At 47.5% G+C, this 22,234-nt stretch carries 14 protein-coding genes; 10 read left to right on the forward strand and 4 right to left on the reverse strand.

All coding sequences use genetic code 11. From position 1 onward, the window contains the following. Positions 1-139 precede the first annotated feature (139 nt). The 10 genes from VIC_RS13435 to VIC_RS13480 all read left to right on the forward strand — a co-directional run bounded on the left by VIC_RS13435 (position 140) and on the right by VIC_RS13480 (position 17,761). Positions 140-5,668: a type I polyketide synthase gene (locus VIC_RS13435; RefSeq protein WP_006960484.1), complete on the forward strand. Its 5,529-nt coding sequence runs from the start codon at positions 140-142 to the stop codon at positions 5,666-5,668. A 93-nt stretch (positions 5,669-5,761) separates the two neighbouring features. Beyond that, on the forward strand, positions 5,762-9,847 hold the full coding sequence (locus VIC_RS13440; protein ID WP_006960485.1) for a non-ribosomal peptide synthetase: 4,086 nt from the start codon (positions 5,762-5,764) through the stop codon (positions 9,845-9,847). Beyond that, positions 9,844-11,433, forward strand: a complete 1,590-nt coding sequence (locus VIC_RS13445) for an MDR family MFS transporter (RefSeq protein ID WP_006960486.1) — start codon at positions 9,844-9,846, stop codon at positions 11,431-11,433. Before VIC_RS13440 ends, VIC_RS13445 begins: the two co-directional genes overlap by 4 nt. Next, entirely contained in the window at positions 11,430-12,047 is a 618-nt protein-coding gene (locus tag VIC_RS13450; RefSeq protein ID WP_006960487.1) for a hypothetical protein, read from the forward strand. The genes VIC_RS13445 and VIC_RS13450 overlap by 4 nt, the downstream gene beginning before the upstream one ends. A 69-nt stretch (positions 12,048-12,116) precedes the next feature. Further along, on the forward strand, positions 12,117-13,133 hold the full coding sequence (locus VIC_RS13455) for an NADP-dependent oxidoreductase (RefSeq protein WP_006960488.1): 1,017 nt from the start codon (positions 12,117-12,119) through the stop codon (positions 13,131-13,133). A 34-nt stretch (positions 13,134-13,167) separates the two neighbouring features. Further along, complete coding sequence (locus tag VIC_RS13460; protein ID WP_006960489.1) at positions 13,168-14,172, forward strand: HlyD family secretion protein; 1,005 nt, start codon at positions 13,168-13,170, stop codon at positions 14,170-14,172. A 2-nt stretch (positions 14,173-14,174) separates the two neighbouring features. After that, complete coding sequence (locus VIC_RS13465) at positions 14,175-14,936, forward strand: 4'-phosphopantetheinyl transferase family protein (protein ID WP_006960490.1); 762 nt, start codon at positions 14,175-14,177, stop codon at positions 14,934-14,936. Positions 14,937-15,264: 328 nt separating this feature from the next. Next, a complete protein-coding gene (locus VIC_RS13470; protein WP_006960491.1) occupies positions 15,265-15,921 on the forward strand; it encodes a response regulator transcription factor in 657 nt (218 codons plus the stop codon). 1 nt (position 15,922) lies between these two features. Beyond that, positions 15,923-17,362: a sensor histidine kinase gene (locus VIC_RS13475; RefSeq protein ID WP_006960492.1), complete on the forward strand. Its 1,440-nt coding sequence runs from the start codon at positions 15,923-15,925 to the stop codon at positions 17,360-17,362. Positions 17,363-17,569: 207 nt separating this feature from the next. After that, a complete protein-coding gene (locus VIC_RS13480; RefSeq protein ID WP_006960494.1) occupies positions 17,570-17,761 on the forward strand; it encodes a hypothetical protein in 192 nt (63 codons plus the stop codon). Positions 17,762-17,803: 42 nt separating this feature from the next. On the opposite strand, the gene VIC_RS13485 is transcribed toward VIC_RS13480, so the two are convergent. The 4 genes from VIC_RS13485 to VIC_RS13500 form a co-directional block, all read right to left on the reverse strand. After that, the gene (locus VIC_RS13485; protein WP_006960496.1) at positions 17,804-19,615 is read right to left on the reverse strand and encodes a GGDEF domain-containing protein; all 1,812 of its coding nucleotides are present in this window, start codon (positions 19,613-19,615) and stop codon (positions 17,804-17,806) included. After that, a complete protein-coding gene (locus tag VIC_RS13490; RefSeq protein WP_006960498.1) occupies positions 19,608-20,777 on the reverse strand; it encodes a substrate-binding protein in 1,170 nt (389 codons plus the stop codon). The genes VIC_RS13485 and VIC_RS13490 overlap by 8 nt, the downstream gene beginning before the upstream one ends. Positions 20,778-20,896: 119 nt before the next feature. After that, positions 20,897-21,625: a GGDEF domain-containing protein gene (locus VIC_RS13495; protein ID WP_006960499.1), complete on the reverse strand. Its 729-nt coding sequence runs from the start codon at positions 21,623-21,625 to the stop codon at positions 20,897-20,899. 34 nt (positions 21,626-21,659) lie between these two features. Continuing rightward, positions 21,660-21,968 carry a helix-turn-helix domain-containing protein gene (locus VIC_RS13500; RefSeq protein WP_019276654.1) on the reverse strand — a complete coding sequence of 103 codons (309 nt, stop codon included), beginning with the start codon at positions 21,966-21,968 and terminating at the stop codon, positions 21,660-21,662. Positions 21,969-22,234: the final 266 nt, after the last annotated feature.

A 22,234-nucleotide genomic window follows, 5' to 3' on the forward strand; every position in this document is an offset into this window, starting at 1 on the left:
AACTTCGCTAAATAGTTTTACCTAGAAGACAAATTCATTTTATTCGCTGATTGAAACACTCCTTTCTGTTCAAAGGAGAGGGGCCGTTTTTCCCGAAATAAGTACAAATAAATACGACATACAACCCGTGAGGTAGCATATGAAAGACCAAGCAACACTGCGCGATAAAGATATAGCTATTATTGGCATGTCAGGCCGATTCCCTGGTGCAGAAGACATCACGACGTTCTGGAAGAACCTCGCTGAAGGGCTGGAAACCATCACAACATTTAGCGAACAAGAGCTTCGCGAGTCGGGTGTCGATGAAGAATTGATTGCCTCACCCAACTACATTCCTCGCCGAGGTATTCTCGGCAACGCGCAACATTTCGATGCGCACTTCTTTGATATTACTCCTCGTGACGCGGAAATCATGGATCCTCAACACCGTGCGTTTCTGGAAAGCAGTTGGCATGCTTTTGAAGATGCGGGGTACGTGCCTTCGAGTTATCCGGGCAAAGTGGGTGTTTTTGGCGGTACAGGCACAGCGTGGCATTTAAACAAAGTCCATTCCCATCCGGGCGTCAGTCAGTTTGCCAGTGGCGCGTCTGTTGTGACCAATAACGATAAAGACTATGTCACAACGCGAGTCTCCTACAAGCTGGACTTAAAAGGGCCAAGCGTGAATGTGCAGACGGCCTGTTCAACCGCAATGGTGGCTGTGGTGATGGGGATTAACAGCCTATTAAGCCGTGAAAGTGACCTCGTAGTTGCTGGTGGTGTGTCTATCGATACACCGGAGCGCCGCGGCTACAAATACATGCAAGGTGGTATGGAGTCAGCGGATGGACGCTGTTACGCGTTTGATTCTCGTGCCAATGGCACGGTGTTTAGCCGCGGTGTTGGTGCTGTGCTGCTTAAGCGTGTTAAGGATGCAGTCAAAGATGGCGACCACATCTACGCAGTGATAAAAGGTGGGGCAATCAACAATGATGGTAGCCTCAAAGCGGGATTCACGGCACCGGGCATTGAGGGGCAGGTTGAAGTCGCGAAGCAGGCGATTTCCAACGCCGATATTGATGTAGAAAACATCCGCTTTGTTGAAGCGCATGGTACGGCGACAGCGTTGGGCGACCCGATTGAATTTTCGTCTTTGTCGCAAACCTTCCGCCACTTCACGGATAAAGAGCAGTTCTGTCGTTTAGGGTCAGTCAAAACTAACATCGGCCACACCGATGCTGCCTCGGGCGTTGCCAGTCTGATTAAAGCCTCAATGGCATTGGAATCCGGACAGCTGCCAGCTTCGCTGCATTATGCTGAGCCGAATCCTAACATTGAATTTGAAACCAGCCCGTTCGTAATGAACACCGAACTGACGGCATTTAAGCAGCAGGACAAGCCAAACAATGCCTTGGTCAACTCCTTTGGTGTCGGAGGTACTAATGCTTGTGTGATCCTTGAAGCGGCGCCCGAGACTCAACCGGGTGATGCGCATAACTCGCCACTCATGATCCCGTTCTCAGCTCGCAGTCGTAACGCATTGAATGAGATGAAGAAGCGTCTAGCAAGTTACCTGACAGATAACCCAGATGCAGATGTTGCGGACGTGGCGTACACCATGCAGGTAGGCCGCAAACAGTTCGAATTTTCCACCTCGGTGGTTGGCAATGATCGTCAGGCAATCATTGAAGCGCTGGCTAAGCCTTCTCAGATTGTGTCTGGAAACAAATCCAAGCGACCAATGGTGTTTATGTTCCCGGGGCAGGGCAACCAATATCCGAATATGTCTCGCGATCTTTACCAGACGTATCCGGTGTTTAAGCAGGCGATGGATCAGTGCTGCGAATATCTGCTGCCAATTCTAGAACAGGATCTGCGTGAGATTATCTTCCCGCAAGATGATCAAACCGCGGCTCGTATCAACGAAACTCAATTCACCCAGCCTGCGTTGTTCGTTGTTGAGTACAGCCTTGCTCAGCTTTGGATGTCATGGGGCATTCAGCCAGATGTGATGATTGGTCACAGTGTCGGTGAGTACGTGGCAGCATGCTTATCGGGTGTGTTCTCGCTTGAAGATGCGCTCAAAGCTGTCGCGATTCGTGGCAAGTTGGTTCAGGCTCTGCCGGCGGGCGCAATGTTAGCGGTTCTGATGGAAGAAGCTGAGCTTACTGAGCGCTTATCAAACAGTGAACTGGATATCGCGGCGGTCAATTACCCAGAGCTCTGTGTGGTGGCGGGTGAGCTTGAAGCGATAAAAGCGTTCCAGTATGAGCTGGAAGAAGAAGGCATCTTCTGCAAGCACTTGGATACGTCACACGGTTTCCACTCAAGCATGATGGATCCTATGTTGCCAGCGTTCAAAGACGTGATCGATGGCATTGAACTGAATGCGCCGCAGATTCCGTTCGTCTCTTCAGTAAATGGCGAATGGATCAGTGACGAACTAGCGCAGGATAGCGACTACTGGGTTCGTCATGTGCGAAATCCTGTGCTGTTCTCGCATGCATTCAAAACCTTGATGGCCGATCATCAGGATGGCTTCGTGGCACTAGAAGTAGGGCCGGGCCGTTCTTTGGAGTCTGCGGCGAAGCAACACTTCCGTGAAGAAGATGGTTCGAATGCCGATATCTTCTCCTCTTTGCCTACGGCCAAAGAAGTAGAGATTTCCGGTGAGTATTTCATCTCAATGCTTGGTGCTTTATGGGCGCACGGCGTCGAGATTGACTGGTCATCTTACTATGGTGGTGAGCGCCGACGTCGCCTGCCTCTGCCGGGCTACCCGTTCGAGCGAAATGAATTCAAACTGCCTGAACTGAAAACAGGTATTGCTGAAAGCCTATCAAGCAACAGTGCGGAAGCCGGTTTGAAACGCAAGAAAACCGATGTTGGTGACTGGTTCTATATGCCTGCGTGGAAGCGAACCATTCCTGCTGACTTCATGCCGAGCAAGCAAACTCAAGATGAAAATGATTGTTGGGTGGTTTTCGCTGACGAATATGGTGTGGCTGATCAGCTGCATGCTCAGCTTCTGGCATCAGGCCAGCAAGTGGTGACTGTGTTCAAAGGCGTCTGCTATCAGGAGAATGTCGTCACCAGCGACAGCGCGAAGAGCTTTGTCATTGACCCTACCTCTCGTGAAGACTACATCCGAGTGCTTAAGGCAATCAAAGCTCAAAAGATGAATCCGGTTCGTATTGTTGATCTGTGGAACCTCTCTCCTGAGCAAGGTGATGTCGACCTTGAACTGTGCCGTGAACACCAGTTGGATTCTTTCTACAGCCCGTTGTACCTGCAACAGGCGTTAGTGAATGAAAACTTGCTGGATAATCTTCACCTGCTGTTGGTGACCAATAATATCTTCAGTGTATCTGGGGAGCGAGTTTACGCACCTGAGAAAGCACTGTTGGTCGGGCCTGCGCGTGTGTTCTACCACGAGTACCCTGATGTTCAGTGTCATTTAGTCGATATCGACTGGCCTGCGGACTTAGCGAATGAATCCGGCCAGTGGACAGCAGAGCAAGCGGCACGTTGTCTGATTGCTGAGAGCAGTATTAACACTGACGGCCAACTGGTGGCGTATCGAGGTGGTTGTCGCTGGGAGGAAGACTATCAGGCGGTTAACTTAAAACAGCAAGAACCAGGCTTACCAGCGCAATTCAAAGATGATGGCGTTTATCTCATCACTGGTGGATTGGGCGGTCTTGGTATGCTGGTGGCCGGCCACATCTCGGAAATGAGCAATGCGACGCTTGTTCTGACTTATCGCAGTCGTCTGCCTGAACGCGAGCAATGGAATGACTGGATTCAGAATCACCCAGTCGATGATCCAATGAGTGAAAAACTGGCGGGCATCCTGCGTCTTGAAGAGCAAGGTAACACCATTGACCTAGTCAATGTGGACGTCTGTGATTATGTCGCTATGTCGGAAGTGTTTGAACGCTATGATCGCTTTGATGGCATTTTCCACACGGCTGGTATTGCGGGTGGTGGCATCATTCCGCTCAAGTCAGATGAAGATTGTGCCAGCGTTCTGGAGCCGAAAATCCTCGGCAGCCTGATTCTCGATGACCTGACCAGAGACAGCCAGCCTGATTTCATGGTGCTGTTCTCTTCCATCAGCTCGATTGTCGGTGATGAAGCTCGGATTGATTACTGTTCTGGTAATGCCTTTATGGATGTGTTTGCCGGCTACCGTAATCAGAATCGAAACGGTCGCACCATTGCAATCAACTGGGGTAAATGGGGTGATGTCGGCATGGCGGTTCAGTGGGCTCGTGAGTTGGATGAGAAAAACAAAGCCAACGAAGCGCCCCTAGAACAAACAGGGCTGCTTACGCTGCTCGGCCGTAAAGGTATGGAAGAAGAATATCGAGTCAATCTGGATGTGCGAAACGACTGGGTACTCAACGAGCATAGCTTGTCGAATCAACCGACCTTGGTTGGTACCACAATACTGTCGATGCTGCATACCCTGATGAATCACTTCAAGCCTCAGGAAGCGCTTCAGGTTAAGAACTTGCTGTTGACCAAACCGGCGATTTACCACAACGCTTGGCCACGTGAAATGCGCCTGTATGTACGCAGTGAAGGCGCGGGCTACAGCTTTAGCCTTCGTAGCCGCGGCGTCCGTGACATCGAGTGGGACGAACATGCGCTGGGCAACCTTGGCCGTGGTGTCGAGAGTGAAGAGAGCCTTGCTGCTGTAGATTCACTTGAAGCGATTCAGTCTCGCTGCATTAACAAACTGCCTGATGACTTAACTGGCAAGGATTACGTCAATGCCGTAACGGGTGAAACCTTCCTGTCGCTCAGTGAGCGTTGGAATGGTCCTAAGTGTGCGTGGCAAGGTGAGGATGAGTGGCTGATTCATAAAGATCTCGATGCTCAGTTCCAGAGTGATTTTGAACAGTACCCGTATCACCCAGCACTGATTGACTCGGTATCCATTCGCTGTATCAACCTGATCACGACAGACAACTACCTGCCAATCAGCTACGGCAAGATCAGCTATCTGGCACCGCTTGATGGAGATTGCTACGCGCATATCAAGCTCAAACAGCCGTATCAGGCGGAAGACAGCACCATCATCTTGGATGTGGTCTTCCTATCTGCTGACAGCAAGCCGTTGATGGTTCTGGAGAACTACACGCTAGTACGTATGAAAGCCGAGAATCAGGTTGCAGCTTCTGCGCCAGCGTCTGCTGTAGCTCAGGTTACCGTCGATGTCTCCGACAAGGACATTCTGTTCTACGAAGGGCTGGATGCACTGAAACGACAGCTTGCACACCTAGAGTTTGAGCAACTCGTCGTGGTGACTAGTGATCTGGGTCAGCTTATCTACGAAGCGATTCCTGAACAGGAAGATGAACAGCTGGCAGAGCTGGAAGCGGAAGTGAGCCAAGGGCACGCCCGTCCAGAACTCTCTGTTGAGTATGTGGCACCTGAAAACGATATCGAGAAAGAGATCATTGCAGTCTGGCAGTCGATTCTAGGCATTTCAGGTATTGGTGTTGATGACAATTTCGTCGAGCTTGGTGGTAACTCGCTGTTGGCGGTGCAAATTGTGTCAAAAGTGTCAGCCAAGTTTGAAGTCGATATTCGAGTGGATCTCTTCTATCAGGATCAAACCGTAAGAGGGCTGTCCGGCCTGATCATCGAAGCGTTTGAATCTGTTCTTCAGAGCGAATAGCGCCCATTTCCCCGGGCATTAGCCCGGGAAGTTCATCACCTTCAGGCTGTCGCAACGGCAGCCAAATCTTCCAAATGGTAAAAGGGCACGGCTATGACAACGAAAACGAATCAGATTTTGAACTCTATGGGACTCGAAGAGCTGAAAAGGCTCGCCAGAGAGAAAAAACAGAAAAAAGCGCAGCTCATGGAAGAGAGCCGTTCTTCAACAACGGAACCAAAACGCAAAATATTCCCTCTCACCAATGCGCAAAAGAGCATTTGGACACTGGATCGGTTCCTCGAAGACAATAAAGCCTATAACAACCCATTGGCGATCACCTGTCACATTGATCACGAGTTCGAGCCAGACAGAGTCGAACGCGCTCTGACGAAAATGGTCAATAATCACGACATATTCCGCACCACGATCCGAGTGGTCGATGGCGAGCCTTGCCAGTGCATCGACAACCTGCCCAGTTTTGATTTTGGTTTTGATGACATTACTGCCATGCCAGAAGCGGATAAAAATCAGTGGGTCATGCGAGTCGCTCGTGAAGAAGGCAGAAAGAATTTTGACCTGACTAACGGACCACTGTTTCGCTGGCGAATGGCAAAAACTCAGCCGGGTGAATACATCATCATGCTGACCTTCCATCATATTATTTCAGATGGTTGGACCGTCAGCTTGTGCTTCAAAGAGTTTATGAGCACCTATTTTGGTCAGGCGGTAGATCATGCAGCGCAATTTACCGATTACGCCTTAAAGGAAAGCCGCTGGCTTGAAGACGGTAAGTACGAACAGGGGCTGAACTACTGGCGCGATAAGCTAAGTGGCGTTCAAGGTGTGCTGGAACTGGCAACCGATCACCCTCGTCCGGATGCGCTCAATTTTGAGGGAAGTTATGTCAGCCATCCACTTGATGCTGACTTCTGTCATCAGCTTCAGTCTTGCGCAGCAAAACAGGGGGCAACTACCTTTCACTTGATGCTGGCGGCCTATCAGTTACTCCTACATAAATACAGTAGTCAGAACGATATTGTGATTGGTGTGCCTTTTGCCAATCGTAGTGACGCCCAGACGCAGGAAATGATGGGGCTGTTCATGAACACGCTACCACTGCGCTTTAATCTCAATGATGATTTGCCTCTTTCGGCTGTGATAGAAGCAGCAAAAACCGAGAGCGAAGAGGCAATTGCCTATCAGAACGTGCCGTTTAATCGCATTCTCGATGTTGTCGACTATTCGCGAGATGCACGTGTTAACCCGCTTTATCAGGCGGTGCTGACTTATCAGGTTTATCCGCACTCGCGAACCAATACCTTGTTTAGCTATTCGCCACTCAAAGTCGATTACGGTGTGTCTAAGTTGGATCTCAACTTATGGATTGAGGAAGACGGCGACGGTTTGCTGTGCACATTCAACTACAGTACAGCGCTGTTTGAACGCGCCACCGTGCAGCGAATGCTGCGCGATTTACATACCATATTGACCGCATTGGTTGAGCACCCACAGCAATCGATTCAAGCCTTGTCATTGGTGACAGAAGATGAACGTCAGTCTCTACTTAAAACGTGTTTATCGGCAGAGGCAAGTCAAACGTTGCCGGTTCATCAGCAATTTGAGCAACAGGCGCTAGCTTGCCCTGAAGACGTGGCAGTACGTTGTGAAGGCCGTACACTGAGCTACGCCGCTCTTAATGAGCGCGCCAATCAGCTGGCAGCACAACTGGCCTCGCAAGGTATGAGTCACGGTGAGCCCGTCGCGATACTGATGGAAAAAAGTGAGCATAGTGTGGTAGCGATATTAGCCATTCTGAAAGCGGGTGGTTGCTACCTTCCTATCGACATCAATCTGCCGGAATCTAAAATCGGCTTCATCTTAAACGATGCTAAAGTTAAGCGTGTTTTACTCGTAGGTGAAGTACCCATTGCTTTAAAAGCACTGGCTACACAATCTTCACTAAATTGGGTCGACATTCTGAACACAGATACGAGTAACACTTCACCAACACGCACTAATCCGCCAGATGATTTTGGCGATGGACCAGCGTACATCATTTATACCTCTGGCAGTACAGGGGCACCAAAAGGTGTGTGTGTTCACCATTCCCAACTCAGCCACTATTGCCGAGCGATTGCTCCGGTACTCGAACAAACTCACAGAGCGCGATATGGCTTAATGTCGTCTTTCTCCACGGATCTGGCTCATACCATGCTATTCCCAGCGTTGGTCGGGCAAGGCGAGCTGGAGATAGTGACCAATGGCCTACTGGAAAGCCCTGAACAACTCGCCAATTATCTAAAAGATAAACCTCTTGATTGCATGAAAATCACGCCGACACATTTGTCTGCGTTGTTGAATGCCCCGAACGCGCAGCATTTGCTTCCGGAGCAAACATTGGTACTTGGCGGTGAGCGTTTACCTGTTTCTCTGATTGAGAAAGTCAAAGCGCTCAAACCAAGCTGCCAGATAGTCAATCACTATGGCCCAACCGAGTGCACGGTGGGCGTGACGACATTGACGATTCCCGACAACATTGCGGATTTGGGTTATCAGGTTGCGCCTATTGGTCAGGCCCTCGATGGAAGTCATGTACTGGTTCTCGATGCTCATCAACAACTGCTTCCTGCTGGCGTACCCGGTGAAATTTTTATTGGCGGAGCGCAGCTCGCTTCTGGATACCTTGGCCTCGATGAGCAAACACGGCGTCACTTTGTTCCCCACCCGTACTTACCAGGTGGGCGTCTGTATCGTACTGGTGACAAAGGCCGCCTGTTAGCGGATGGCAACCTTGAATATCTTGGTCGCTTGGATCGTCAGGTCAAAGTACGTGGCTATCGAGTTGAGTTGGCCGAGATTGAGCAGGCTTTAGGCCAGATTGCTAATGTTGAACGTGCGGCGGTTGTTCAGCAGCATACCGCGGACACCAACCGTTTGGTCGCTTATGTCGTTGCTGGTGAAACTGGCGATCAGGAAGGGATTAAGGCGGAACTGAGACAGCTATTACCCGCTTACATGCAGCCAGAAGTGTGGATGTGGCTCGACGTTATGCCAATCACCGCAAGCGGAAAAATCAATTATCAGGCGTTACCTGCGGCTAAACGGAATCCAGAGACATCGGCTTCTGCCCTTCCGAACAATCAAACGCAAGCTCGTTTGCTGACGCTGTTTCAGCAAGCCTTGAACACTCAACAGGTCGGTATTGATGACGAGTTTTTCAATCTTGGGGGAAATTCCATCAGTGCATTGAAGCTGTTGATTGAAGTGAATAAAGCGTTCTCTACTACATTGACCCTCGGCCAGATACTGGAAAACAGCAGTGTTGCTCGACTTGGCAAACTGATTGAACAGGTATCCGATAACGCTGAATACGGTTCTTCGATTGTGATGCTCAATCAAGGTAACCCACAGCAGAAGCCGACCGTACTTCTGATTCACCCTGCCGGTGGCAATGTGCTTTGTTACGACGAATTAGTGAAGGGGTTGAGTAAAGAGTATCCGGTCTACGGTGTTCAGGTGGCTGATTTTCAGGGGCTAGCTGAGTACAACCGCCAAGTGTCAACGTTAGCTGAGCACTACGTGAATCAGCTCGGCGAACTGACAGAACGTTCTGATTTGATCATCGGAGGTTGGTCACTGGGAGGCACCATCGCTTTTGAGATGGCGTGTCAGGTTCAGGCCTTGACCGGAAATCAGCCGAAGGTTTTGGTTTTTGACCAACCAGCCCCTCAAGTGAACGTCGATAACAGTGCCACTATGGCTGAGCATGAGCGTCTTGCTTACTTTGCTCACAAGGTAGAGCTGTTTACCGGAACGTCTTTTGATACCTCGGGCCCACAACTGGCCAAGATGTCACAAGCGGAAAGAACACAGGTATTCCTGACGGGCTTTCGTAAAGCGAATTTGGTGCCGGATAATATCCGCGCTGAGGACTTCCAGCATTTTCTCGCCATTCTTCAGGCTCACATGAATGCGACAGATGAATATCAGGGGCAGCGATATTCTGGTCCTGTTATCGTGGCGGAAGCAGAAGAGATCTTAGCTGGCCGTACGCGATTGAAAGAATCTGGGCTGGGTTGGCAGGCATTCAGCGAGCAGCCTCTGACCGTATTGCCTGCTAAGGGAGATCACATCTCCATGATGAACGCGCCTCACATTGGTGACTTGGCGAGTCGTCTACAGGAGGGGCTGCTTTGAGTACGATCGCACTTTCAAAACCGGAAAGCGAAGTCGTCGTTTCAAGGAAGGAGTGGTGGGCCATCATTGGTGGCCTCATCGGTGGCTTTATGGCAATTCTGGACATCCAGATCACTAACTCCTCGATGAAAGTCATTCAGGGGGCGCTGTCTGCGTCCCTGGATGACGCCTCTTGGCTGATGACGTCGTACTTTACGGCTGAGATTGTTGCGATCCCACTTTGTGGCTGGCTATCAAAAGCGCTGGGAACGGGTCGTTACGCTTTATGGTGTATCGGCGGTTTTCTCGGCTCGTCCTTGCTTTGTTCAATGGCGTGGAATCTGGACTCGATGATTGTCTTCCGCGCTTTGCAGGGCTTTTGTGGTGGCGCATTGATCCCCTTGTCTTTCCGTTTGATTATTGAAATCCTGCCGCTAGAAAAACGCCCTATGGGGATGTCGTTATTCAGTATTATCGCCACGTTCGCCCCAGCGATAGGTCCGGCGATCGGCGGTTGGCTCACTGAACACTTTTCATGGCACGCGATCTTTTACGTCAATGTTTTACCGTCAGTCGTGGCATGGGCACTGATTCAACGTTCAATGAAGCATCCCATTATTAACTGGCAAATCATTCGTCAGGGCGACTTTGTTGGCGTTGTGTCGGTGATGATGTTTCTCGGTACACTGGAAGTCATTCTGGAAAAAGGTGGCGATGAAAATTGGTTCGATTCGCGCATGATTTGCGTACTGGCGGTGCTCTCTGCCATCAGCTTTGTGATTTTTGTTTATGACCAGATCGTACATCGCAACCCGCTGATTAACATTCGCCTGTTTAAGGAATATCAGTACTCCTATGCTTTGCTCATCTTTGCCATGTTGGGCTCAGCTATCTACGGCACGCTGTTTCTAGTGCCGTATTATCTGACGATGATTCATGATTATAACGCGACGGAAATTGGTCATGTTGTTATCTGGATGGGGCTGCCGCAGCTGGTGATTTTGCCGATGATCCCATTTCTCATTCGCCGCTATAACCCTAAGTATCTTATTTTCATCGGCTTCGTTGGTTTGGCCATCAGTGCCTTTATGGATTGCCATATGAATGCTGATTTTGCCGGACCGCAGATGATCGCCTCGATGTTGGTTCGTGCGTTAGGCCAGCCGTTTATTATGGTGCCACTCTCCATGCTGGCGACCCAGAACATTAAAGCGGAGGATGCCGCCTCATCGGCAGTGTTAATCAATGTATTTCGTAGTCTAGGTGGCTCCATGGGTACCGCGGTACTGTCGACCTATTTCACTACTCGGATCGATTTCCACCTCGACTCTATCAAATCCACCTTACTGACAGGTAGTCAGCAATTTTATCACTATCTGGGTGAGGTAAAGAATCTGCTGGTCAATCAGGGGTTGCCGTCTGATAGCACTAATGTCCAACAAACTGCGGTGAGCATTCTGGGCGAAAGGATGGCAATTCAATCGCAAATCATGGCCTTTAACGACCTGTTTATGATCATGGGGATCATGATGCTCGCCACCGCCATCATGGTGTTGTGTTCAAACCGTGATTTCCAGCTTCAACTGAAAAAAGAGGAAACAGCATGAGTGATAAAACGTCAATGAGTGTCTGGAGCTATCTGCTGTCTTCAGAAGCAAGAATGACCATCATAGTGCCCATTCTGATTTACAACCTGACATTCTGGGGAGTAGGAGTAGGAGCGGCGTTGATTGTCACCGCGTGTTACTCCGCATTACTGGAGTTGTTCAGCAAACGAAGTGGTTCTCTGTCCATCATCGCTTTGATTTTGGTATCGGGCACTATTCATTACCTTTACCTGCATGGTTACACCCTGTTTGGGATTGACCAAGAAAGCGTCTTCCTTTCGGTAGGCGGATCACTGTCTGTCATCGTCGTGTTTGGCTTCTACTCCATGATTGGCCGCCCAGTAGTTCGTACTCAGGCGGAAAATGCGCTCCCTCGTTTGATGCAGTTGCCTGTCTATGGCTCGCCAAAGTACGCCCAAGTATGGCAGGAGATTTCTCTGGTTTGGATTCTCGCTTACGCAGTGAAAGCGCTACTCGTGATTAAGTTCTCCCGTGATATGCCGGATTACGCTGACTACTTCGTTTTCTTTGGCGCCTGGCCACTGACGCTGGCGATGATTGCTTTCAGTTTTTACTGGCCCGGCTTTCGTTGGTCCTCGGAGGCAAGCGCATAAATCCCCAGCTACTTGGCGTCAAGTGACTTGGTATCAAATTACAACACTATAAACTCAATGAGGTGCTTTATGAATCAACTAGTTAACCCATCAATTGTGCTTGACAACCACCCCCAAGGTGCCGCGACAACGGGCAATTTTCGTATCGCCAACCAGCCAATTGGCGAGTTAAAGCCGGGTGAGTTTTTAATTGAAAACACTTGGCTTTCGATGGACCCATATACGCGACCGCGCCTTAATGAAAACACTGCGTATGTCGAGCCGATCAAACTGGGTGAGGTGATTCAGGGAGAAACCATTGGCAAGGTTGTCGAAAGTAACAGCCCTAAATATCAGGTCGGCGATAGGGTGTTCACTTTTTCAGGTTGGCAAAAATATTGTGTCGGTAACGATGCGGATTTCATGACTTATCGATTGCCAGATACGGAACTATCGCCAACGATCTTTCTCAGTGTGGCGGGAACTCCGGGTCGAGCGGCGTACTTTGGATTGAACAAAATTGCCAAACCTAAAGCGGGTGAAACCATGGTGGTATCAGCCGCTTCAGGTGCTGTGGGGTCGGTTGCCGGTCAACTTGGCAAAATGGCGGGGTGCCGAGTGGTCGGTATCGCGGGCAGTGAGGAAAAGTGTCGTTATGTGGTCGATGAACTGGGTTTCGATGCCTGCGTCAATTACAAGTCTGACAATTTGAGCGAGGAGATTGAAGCCGCCTGTCCGAACGGCGTGGACATCTACTTCGAAAATGTAGGTGGGCGTATATCTTCCTTTGTTGCACGTCATTTAAACGAAGGTGCCAGAGTGCCAATTTGTGGCAGTGCAGCGTTATACAACAAAGGCAAAGATGTGGATGCCTCGACGTTATCGCGCTTCTACTCCTCACTGCCTAGTGCGCCGGAAAATCGATTCTTTCTGGTGACCGAGTGGGTCAATGAATATGCCAGCTCGATCAGTTGGCTGACCGCCGCAGCGGAAAGTGGTCAACTCAAATTTCGTGAAACGGTGACCGAAGGATTGGAAAACGCACCGCAGGCCTTTGTCGATCTATTGGAAGGGAAGCACTTCGGTAAACAACTGGTTCGAGTTTAATACTCTTCGCCTTTTTTGATTGGTTGGTCGTGCTATGAAAAAAATAATAAAGATTTTGATTCCACTGATGTTGTTGGTCCTGGCTGGCGGTGCCTATTGGTATTACTACGGGCGCTTTTTCCAGACCACCGACAATGCTTACGTTCAAACGGACATTACTAACGTCAGTTCGCGCATCAATGCGGAAGTGGTAAAAATTAATATTAAGGACAATCAGAAGGTCAAAAAAGGCGATTTACTGGCGCAGCTGGATGACCGCGAATTCGTGATTAAAGAGCAGCTCGCTGAAGCGACCTTGGCGCAAAGTCAGGCGGAACAGTCGAACGCGGACGCGGCGTACAAGATGCAGAAAAGTACCATCGAAGAGTATCAGAGTAAGGTGACGTCGGCGAAGGCCAAATATCAATATTCACTTCAGCAATACAAGCGTTTGCAGGCTCTAGAGAAGCAAAACTATGTGTCCAAAGGCGAACGTGACAACGGCGCGTCTGCCTATAAAGTTGATAAAGCGGCGTATCTTGAGGCTAAGGCCAGCCTGAAAACGCAACAAGACAAGCTATCGGTACTGGAAAGTGAAATAGAGCAGGCTGACGCGATGGTCAAGCAAGCCACAGCCAGTTTGTCTCAGGCGAAGCTTGAATTGGGCTACACCCGAATTGTGGCTCCAATAGATGGTGTGATCAGCAATCGTAACCTGCAAGTCGGTATGATGGTGCAACCGGGGCAATCTGTGGTGAGCATAGTGTCTGATCGTACACCGTGGATTCTGGCGAACTTTAAAGAAACGCAAAAGTCTCGCATGCACAAAGGGCAGTCTGTTGATGTCACCATTGATGCCTATCCAGGGAAGACTTTCTCAGCACGAATCGACAGTGTATCGCCAGCCACGGGCGCCACCTTTGCTTTGCTACCACCAGATAACGCGACGGGCAACTTTACCAAAGTGGTGCAACGTGTACCGGTTAAGATTGTGTTCAATGATTCGGTTCAGGTCGACAATGGGTTATCTGCGGTTGTTACTGTGGATACGAGGCAGTAATTATGGCGACATTATTTCCTGATATTGACGCCATAGTGGGAGCGCGTGATTTATCTGAACAAACAAGCGGTCGGTTTATCAACAAGGAGCAAAGGTTTCTCATCAATGGCGCGAGTGTCTTTGTGTGCCAGTTTAACCCAAGCCTTTATCACGATGCCTTATTCAAGCAGTTCAGGATTCGATGTCCTGATGGACTTGGCCGCGCGGTAAGCTCAAGACGAGCTGAGTTTCTGGCGGGTCGTTATGCGGCCAGACAGGCGATATCTGCTTGCGGTGGGTTGGTTGCCAGCGGAGTCCAGATCGGGGTCGGGGCAAATCGCTGTCCAACATGGCCAGACGGAATTTTAGGTACCATTACCCATTGCGATGATATCGCTGCATGTGCAGTGCTTCCTGCTATTCAGAACATCAGGCGCTACATCGGAATGGATATTGAGAAAGTGCTAGCGGCCAAAGTGGTGCGTGAGATATCCAGCTCCGTTTGTTCTGTATGGGAGTGGCAGCGTCTGGCGTCACTGCCATTTAGTAACGATATCATCACCACAATCATCTTCTCCGCCAAAGAGAGTCTGTTTAAAGCGCTTTATTCCTACATTGGTGAGTATTTCGGCTTTGAATGTGCTCAGGTTAAATGTGTTGACCCATACAAACAGCGCATATGGCTGGACTTATCGCCTTCGCTGGTGGCTAAGACAGGTTTTCGAGAAGTGGAGTGTCATTACACCTTGCAGTCGGACTACGTGATCACCTTTCTCTCTCAATAGTAGGCCTCTGCGGCGAAACAAAATGGAACTATGTGCATAAACTGATGTACTTAGCATGTTCAACGAGATTAATATAATCGGAGCCTTTCGAATGCCAAGCTAGCACTGGTAAGGCCAAAAATTGAAATGTTTTTCAGTTTATTAAATGTTTTTTAAGTCTGGCTTGTTAATTTGAATGAATTCCATGTTTGGCTTCTGCACTCTCCAAAGCTCAAAAGGCCGACACAGATGGATTAAAAGCAGTGAGACTCAGTAAATAAAACCATCGCTTGTGACCTTCCTTTTATCACTGCTGAATGGGTCACGATACAGAACAGAGATAGATAACATGCGCGTATTATTAGTTGAAGATGACCCTATGCTTGGCAATGCGATTACCGCTTCCCTTGCCAGACATCACTATACCGCAGACTGGGTAACATCGGGTGAAAGTGCCCTTCATGCACTGCAAACTGACAGCTTCCTGCTGGTCATTCTTGATATTTCATTACCAGGTATTAGTGGTTTGAAAGTACTCAAAGAGCTCAGGAGTAAAGGAGACAAGACGCCCGTTTTGATTCTCAGCGCTCGAGATGAACTCAATGACCGTGTTTATGGGCTCAATCATGGCGCAGATGATTATCTGGTTAAGCCGTTCCAACTGGAAGAGCTGCTGGCGCGTATGGGTGCGTTGATTCGCCGATCGGCGGGCATGGCCGATGACACCATTGTGGTGGGAGATGTCTCTGTCTCGGTCAACTCACATAAAGTCGCGGTTGCCGGTGAGTGCATTAATCTGACGCCGAATGAATTTAAAATTCTCCTCTATCTGGTGACGAATGCTGGTAGGGTGCTAAGCAAAACTCAGATATTGCAAAACATGCACGGTTGGGATGAAAGTGCCGGACTTAATTCGATTGAAGTACACATCCATAATCTGCGCAAAAAGATGCCGAAAGGTACCATAGAAAACATTCGAGGAGTCGGATACATCATCCAGCACTAGTATGAGACTGAATTCTGTTAAACGTCGTGTCGCATTGGCGAGTGTGCTACTTTGTCTCGCGGTTATTACTGCGTCTACCATCTGGGTCTATCTTGATACTCGTCAAGCTATTACGGACGTTGATGATGCACGGCTTCAGGATCTCAGTGAGAGTTTCTTGAAGGTGTTGTTATTGACCGACCCCTCTGTGATTGGCGAAGACCGAAACTCAGACCCAGAAACCGTTTTCGCTAACATCACCAGTAAAACGTCTCCCAAAGACAACCTAGAAAAATGGTCACGAGCCAAGCTGCTTGAAGATAATTTTGCCTACTTATTGCTCGATTCAAAGGGCGTTGTATTGGCAAGCTCTCCGAATGCGCCACCTGTTGACTTAAAGATGATGCGTCATCCTGGCCTGAACGACATTCATGATCAGCAGCAATCCAACATGTGGCGTGGCGTAACCATGCTATTAACGCAACCGAAAACGGGTGAGCCAATGTGGCTCTGGCTGGGTGAAGACAAGCACCTGCGCAGCGAAGTCGAAAACAAAATTGCGATCCCAGCTATTGTCCCCATGCTGGTGGCAACACCATTCCTATGTCTGCTATTGGTGCTGTTTACCTATCATTTGTTTGCACCAATAAGCCGTCTGGAAAAGGAAGTGTCGGAGAAGTCGATTGATAACCTCTCACCACTTAATATTACTGATGTCCCAACGGAGCTGGATAGCTTAGTAAAACGCTTAAACTACCTGTTTGATCAAGTCGATGCCGCTTGGCAAAGAGAAAAACGATTTAATCAAGACGCTGCCCATGAACTGCGAACACCTCTGGCCGTGATCAAGCTTAATGCGCAGAATGCACTTGAAACACAAAATGCTGAAGAAAAAGACCATGACCTAAAACAGATTGAAAAGAGCATTACACGTTCTGAGCGAACCATTGAGCAGTTATTGACATTGGCAAAAGTAGAGAGCGGACTGGTCGTTGATTTAAGCCAAACCGTCGATGTCGCTCAGATACTACGCAATGTGATCGCCGAGCTGGTGCCTCTTGCATTGAAGCAACAGCAAAAAATCACATTAGAAGCCGATGAGGAAACCTATGCGATTCAAGGCAATGAGATTTTCCTTAACTGTCTGTTTCGAAATCTGATGGATAATGCTATTCGCTACTCTGGAGAGGGAACTCGAATTTGGGCTGAAGTGACTGAGCATGAAGAACATGTACAGATCGTGATTGCCGATAGCGGTCGAGGAATGAGTCAAATTGATATTGACCGGATCTTTGAGCGCTTTTTCCGTGCTAAAGAAACTCAAAACAAAGCTCAAGGAGCAGGTTTGGGGATGGCGATAGTTGAGCGTGTTATTGCTCTTCATCAGGGAAAAATTGATGTGAGATCTCAAGAGCCGGGTTTGGCGTTCATCATCACCTTGCCAAAGTTCCGTTTAATTTAGCTTCAAATTAGGATGTGGATGTAAGCTCACAAAAACAGAATTCCTGTTAAATGATTTGTTTTAGGCAAAAAAGAGGTGCAAACAAGGAAGTGTCTAGCTTAACGCTCTGCTAATCTGCAACCCATGCTTAATGGGGCGCTTTGACAGTCTGAGATCCTTTTCTACGCTTAGAGTCGTGTATACGTAAGATGAAAAGGAGAAGAGAAAATGGCGACATTTAAACAGGACATTCCACATCGCGTTACTGTCTACCACGATGACATTGATCAGGAAAACGCGTTGAAAAATGCCATGCTGCCTGAAAAACCAAGATATTTTAACGGCTCGCCCACCTATCAGGCTGACAGTATTGAAGAGTTCAAAACTCGAATTGGTCAGGTAGGAATGTCGCTCGAATGAAGATTTGAGTCAGTAGAAAAAGTTATTCAACATCAGCCCGCACTATCGCGGGCTTTTTGATTCCTGTACTTTAATCTGATTACGTCCACTTTCTTTCGCCATATACAGTTGTTTATCTGCACTAGATAGTGCTTTGGCAAAGTCATCATCCAACCATTCCACCACACCGATGCTGACAGTTACTTTGGAGCAGACGACCGATCTCAAACTGGCGACCAGTTGAAGTTCTACTCGGCTGCGAATTCTCTCCGCTAAACTAGCGGCATCTTCCAGCTGAGTTTCCGGCAAGATTAACGCAAACTCTTCGCCACCCAGTCGACCAAAGATATCGGTATCGCGAATCTCACTCATAACAAGAGTACAAAAGGTTTTCAGCACCGAATCACCAATCGCATGGCCGTAGTTATCGTTAATCTGTTTGAAGTGATCTAGGTCCATCATACATATGCATGAACTGGCGTTGAGCCGTCGAATGTCCTCGGCATGATTAACTAATGCGCGACGGTTGAGAATGCCTGTTAATGGGTCTTCGCGCACCAGCTTGACCAGTTGAGATTCTTTAGTCTTGATACTGTAAGCCATGTCAGAAAAGGCACTAAAGAGCTGGCCAATTTCATCATCTCTGACAGAGAAGTCAGTTTTAGCTCGGCCTGTTTTTGAGAGCACTGAGATTCGTCGACGCAGGTCGACGATCGGTGAGGCGATGTAGTGGGAAAGATAAAGAGTCAAAGATGCAAATAAGAACAGAGCAATACATAGGTAGAGGAACACCTCGCGCATTAGTAGTAAGTTGCTCGACTTGAGTTCCTCCATTGATACATACACCACCAAGTTTATGCCTTTTTGATTATCGGGAATGGATGGGTGGGTGTTGTCCACAGAGATAAGATGATTTTGAATATTCAATTCTATAGGTTGATTGATCAGCATCCCGTTTAGATCGTCTCTCATCTGTGGCTTATTGGTCTTATTAAGGCCTGCTTTTGAGAGTTCATGCAGCGACAAATGATTGGCTGCGGACAATGAGTGAAGACCTTGGTTTCGTACCATTAAAACATCTACGTGTTGGAGGTTACTTTGAATCAAGGTGTTTTTTATCTGGTAAAGGTGGTCTTCAACAATGGTGCGATCTAATACGGCTGTGTAAAAGCCGACGATTTGCTTATCGCATCCAATAAGAGGTCGCGAATATAGATAAGTTTCGGTGTCGAATATCAGGCCTAGCTTTGAAATAGTTTCTGCGCTGGCAAGGCTGATGACTTGGCGAGGGAGTCGTCTCCCCTCACGAATCTTGACCAGTAAGTTACTCAAATCTCTACTCGCTTGAGAGTTCACCTCGCCACGCTGGTTAAGTTCGAGTAACTGACGGAGGGTTTCTTGTTCTAACCGTAGATTCTCGGGATAAGTGGTTTGCCACTCTTGGTATGAAGTGTGTAGTAGGGCAAGAACGTGTTCAGGCAGAAGAATAAGGCCCTTAATATTTTTACGAAGTACGTACCGATTACTCTTATTCGAAGACAAACTAAATGCAGTGACCTGTCCGGATAAGTCCGAAATCGCGAGCGCGGAGAAACCACTGGTGAAACTCAAGGCGTCTGCAGAAGAGATAGATAATGAGCTCTCTCCTTCTTTGCAGGTTGTTATCTCACTACTAAGGCGATCAAATTCGGTAAATCGTCCTTCTACATAGTGACTAATTTCATTAGCGCCTAGAGACGAAGAAAGTTGAATAGACTGGAAAATGTGGTCGATGGTGAGCTTTTCTCGAGCTTTGTAATAGGCGTAGCTGAAGATCAGCAATGACACTGCTAAGGGTAGAAGTATGATAAAAATCTTTACGCTAAGCTTATTCATTTCCTACAGGTCTTTGATCCTCTGGTTTGATGGTCCCTAACTGTTCGATCACATTTAGCTTACCGTTGGTAAACTGGCCCAAGTACATGGGCAGTTCAAAGTGATGATCATCTCTGAGTTTAATCGCCAGCTCTCTCTCATATAGAGTTAGCCCAGGGAGTTGGTTGATGACAACTTCTTTATCAACTGAGCCTGCTTTTTCTATCGCTGCTTTGAGTAAGTAAATCAGATCGTAATGAGACTTGCTGGAATAGGTCACCACCGATTCAGAACCATGATAGTTTTTATAATCGTTGACGAATTTCTGTAATACAGGTTCATCGTTCTGACTAAAAAAGTGAAGAGCAGTGAGTACGCCTTCTAAAGCGTCATCACCAAGATTGGACAAATAGGTTTCATCGGCCGCAAAAGCTACGATTTGAAGAGGTCGGCCAAAGTTAAACGACTTCAACTGGGATAAGAAAGTAAAGCCATCAACACCGGGTAAGATGAGCATTAGTGTTTCAGCGCCAGAGGTTTTAATGCGCTCGAATACAGAAGTGAAGTCTTTTACACCAAATGGGGTAAACTCTATATCAACGACGCTACCTTGGTGTTCATTGACGGAGTTTACAATACTTTCAGCCATCCGGTGTGGCCAGATATAGTCATAGCCGAAGATATAAAAATCTTTCCCCACGTTGTCGATCAGGTAAGGAACGATAGGTTCAATGTAATGCTCTGGAATGGCGCTGTAGCAAAACAGGTAGCGATTAAAATGTTGGCCTTCATAATCGATACCGTAAAACAAAGGGGTTTGAAATGTTTCCGCGACTTCCGCCATGGCATAACGAGCCGCACTACTAACAGGGCCAAACAGAGCAAATACTTGGCTTTGCTGTACTAATTCACGGCTGTATTTTACGGTTTTTGCTGGATCAGTCTGGTTATCACGGATGATGAGTTCAAGTTGTCTGTCAAGAACCCCACCATTTGCATTGATTTGGTCGACGGCAAGCTGGGCGCCTTTCAGTGCTTGCTGACCATATATAGCAAAGGTCCCTGTCAAAGGTAGGACAACACCGAGTTTGATATTGGGCTGCTGCGGAAGGCAACTGGTCGTGAGCAGCAAAACTGATGCCGCGAATACATATTTCACGATACGTCCAACCGATGCCACCATAAGCTACCTTGAGAATCCATTCTCACATTCTATTAATAAAAGTTTAAAAAGCGCATTTAGTAAAGCGCATTGGGGGCTTGCTTGTGATGCAGACTAAGTAACGCCATAGTAAAGTCGGCTCAGGTCTCGTTAACCTGGGCAGGTTTACGGCCTCTAGATGTTGATCTTCGCCTCTTCATCAGATACATGTTTTTATCGGCACGGGTAATTGCTGAAAATAACTCGCCTTTAGCACTACCCGATATACCATAGCTAAATTCAATTTCAGAGTTTGCCACGTATCCTAACAACCGTTCAATGAAGTCACCGCTACGCCCAGGTTGGACATAAGCAATAAATTCATCTCCACCATATCGAACCAAATATTCATTCTTGAGAATGCAATGAGACAAATATCGAGCAAATAATACGAGCAAAGCATCACCGTAATCATGGCCAAGCGTATCGTTGATAGATTTAAAGTTATCAATATCCAGATAGATGACGTCGTAATCCTTTTCTGGGATCTTGCGCATGAATTTTCGATTATTAAGTTGGGTCAGATGATCTTTTTCTGATTCTTCTTTGAGTTTAAAATATAACGAAGATACGCCAGATAGCATCAAAATATGAGCAATTAGCAGCGTTGTCGACGAAATTAACAAAACTTCATCTTTATGATCAGAACTAATAGCAGGCCATGACAACTGACAATAGTTGATGAATAGCTCAATGATCATCGAAATCATTGCTAATAAACATCCATACAGTATTTTATTGCTCACCTGATGGCGCAATAAAAGATAGGATATATAGAGAAGAATTATTATTTTTGTCAGTTGTATGGCGAGGTCGAGTTCAGAAATCATTGTCGTGTCTATCCAAAACAGCAAAGATGCTAACTTATTGTTTTTGAATTCCTTCTAGTATTTTTAGAATATCAAGCTTTGTTGTTTCACTGTGGCTGGAGGCTTCTATTATGATATTTGCTAACGTATCGTCATCACAGTAGAAGTAAGCGACGGTTATCTCTAGCGCCGCAGATATGCGTTTTACGGTCGTGTAATCAGGAGCATGTTTACCAGTTTCGTACTGACTAATTCTAGCGCTTGCGCTTCCTGACTCCATCCCTAGTTTTTGCCCCAGCTCTTCCTGAGTGATACCTCTTTTCTTTCTTATGTCTCTTAGCCTTCTAGGTAATGGGCTGGTCATGCAGTGAGTACCTCCACTATCAAAGCAGAGTCATTTTAACCTTATAGTATTAGATATATTACTAAGGAATTTTTAGATTCTAAGTTTTTGGGTATATCTATTAAATAAGCAATGACTTTTTCACTGTTATCGACAGCTGTTTTATGAACTTTAGAACAATATTTTGTTAATTCATGATGCGATTTAAGTGAGGGGCTATTATCGATATATTTGTGATTATTTTTACTAGCACTTTATTACTAGTTTGATCTAGTTAATAGGAACTA

This window comes from Vibrio coralliilyticus ATCC BAA-450 (genome assembly GCF_000176135.1).
In the GTDB taxonomy this organism is placed as follows: Bacteria; Pseudomonadota; Gammaproteobacteria; order Enterobacterales; family Vibrionaceae; genus Vibrio; species Vibrio coralliilyticus.

What these genes read in the sequence shown, in the direction of transcription:
- VIC_RS13470 (WP_006960491.1), top strand. Translation starts at nt 15,265, where the DNA reads ATGCGCGTATTATTAGTTGAAGATGACCCTATGCTTGGCAATGCGATT.
- VIC_RS13495 (WP_006960499.1), bottom strand. Translation starts at nt 21,625, where the DNA reads ATGATTTCTGAACTCGACCTCGCCATACAACTGACAAAAATAATAATT.
- VIC_RS13460 (WP_006960489.1), top strand. Translation starts at nt 13,168, where the DNA reads ATGAAAAAAATAATAAAGATTTTGATTCCACTGATGTTGTTGGTCCTG.
- VIC_RS13455 (WP_006960488.1), top strand. Translation starts at nt 12,117, where the DNA reads ATGAATCAACTAGTTAACCCATCAATTGTGCTTGACAACCACCCCCAA.
- VIC_RS13480 (WP_006960494.1), top strand. Translation starts at nt 17,570, where the DNA reads ATGGCGACATTTAAACAGGACATTCCACATCGCGTTACTGTCTACCAC.
- VIC_RS13465 (WP_006960490.1), top strand. Translation starts at nt 14,175, where the DNA reads ATGGCGACATTATTTCCTGATATTGACGCCATAGTGGGAGCGCGTGAT.
- VIC_RS13485 (WP_006960496.1), bottom strand. Translation starts at nt 19,615, where the DNA reads ATGAATAAGCTTAGCGTAAAGATTTTTATCATACTTCTACCCTTAGCA.
- VIC_RS13440 (WP_006960485.1), top strand. Translation starts at nt 5,762, where the DNA reads ATGACAACGAAAACGAATCAGATTTTGAACTCTATGGGACTCGAAGAG.
- VIC_RS13490 (WP_006960498.1), bottom strand. Translation starts at nt 20,777, where the DNA reads ATGGTGGCATCGGTTGGACGTATCGTGAAATATGTATTCGCGGCATCA.
- VIC_RS13500 (WP_019276654.1), bottom strand. Translation starts at nt 21,968, where the DNA reads ATGACCAGCCCATTACCTAGAAGGCTAAGAGACATAAGAAAGAAAAGA.
- VIC_RS13435 (WP_006960484.1), top strand. Translation starts at nt 140, where the DNA reads ATGAAAGACCAAGCAACACTGCGCGATAAAGATATAGCTATTATTGGC.
- VIC_RS13450 (WP_006960487.1), top strand. Translation starts at nt 11,430, where the DNA reads ATGAGTGATAAAACGTCAATGAGTGTCTGGAGCTATCTGCTGTCTTCA.
- VIC_RS13475 (WP_006960492.1), top strand. Translation starts at nt 15,923, where the DNA reads ATGAGACTGAATTCTGTTAAACGTCGTGTCGCATTGGCGAGTGTGCTA.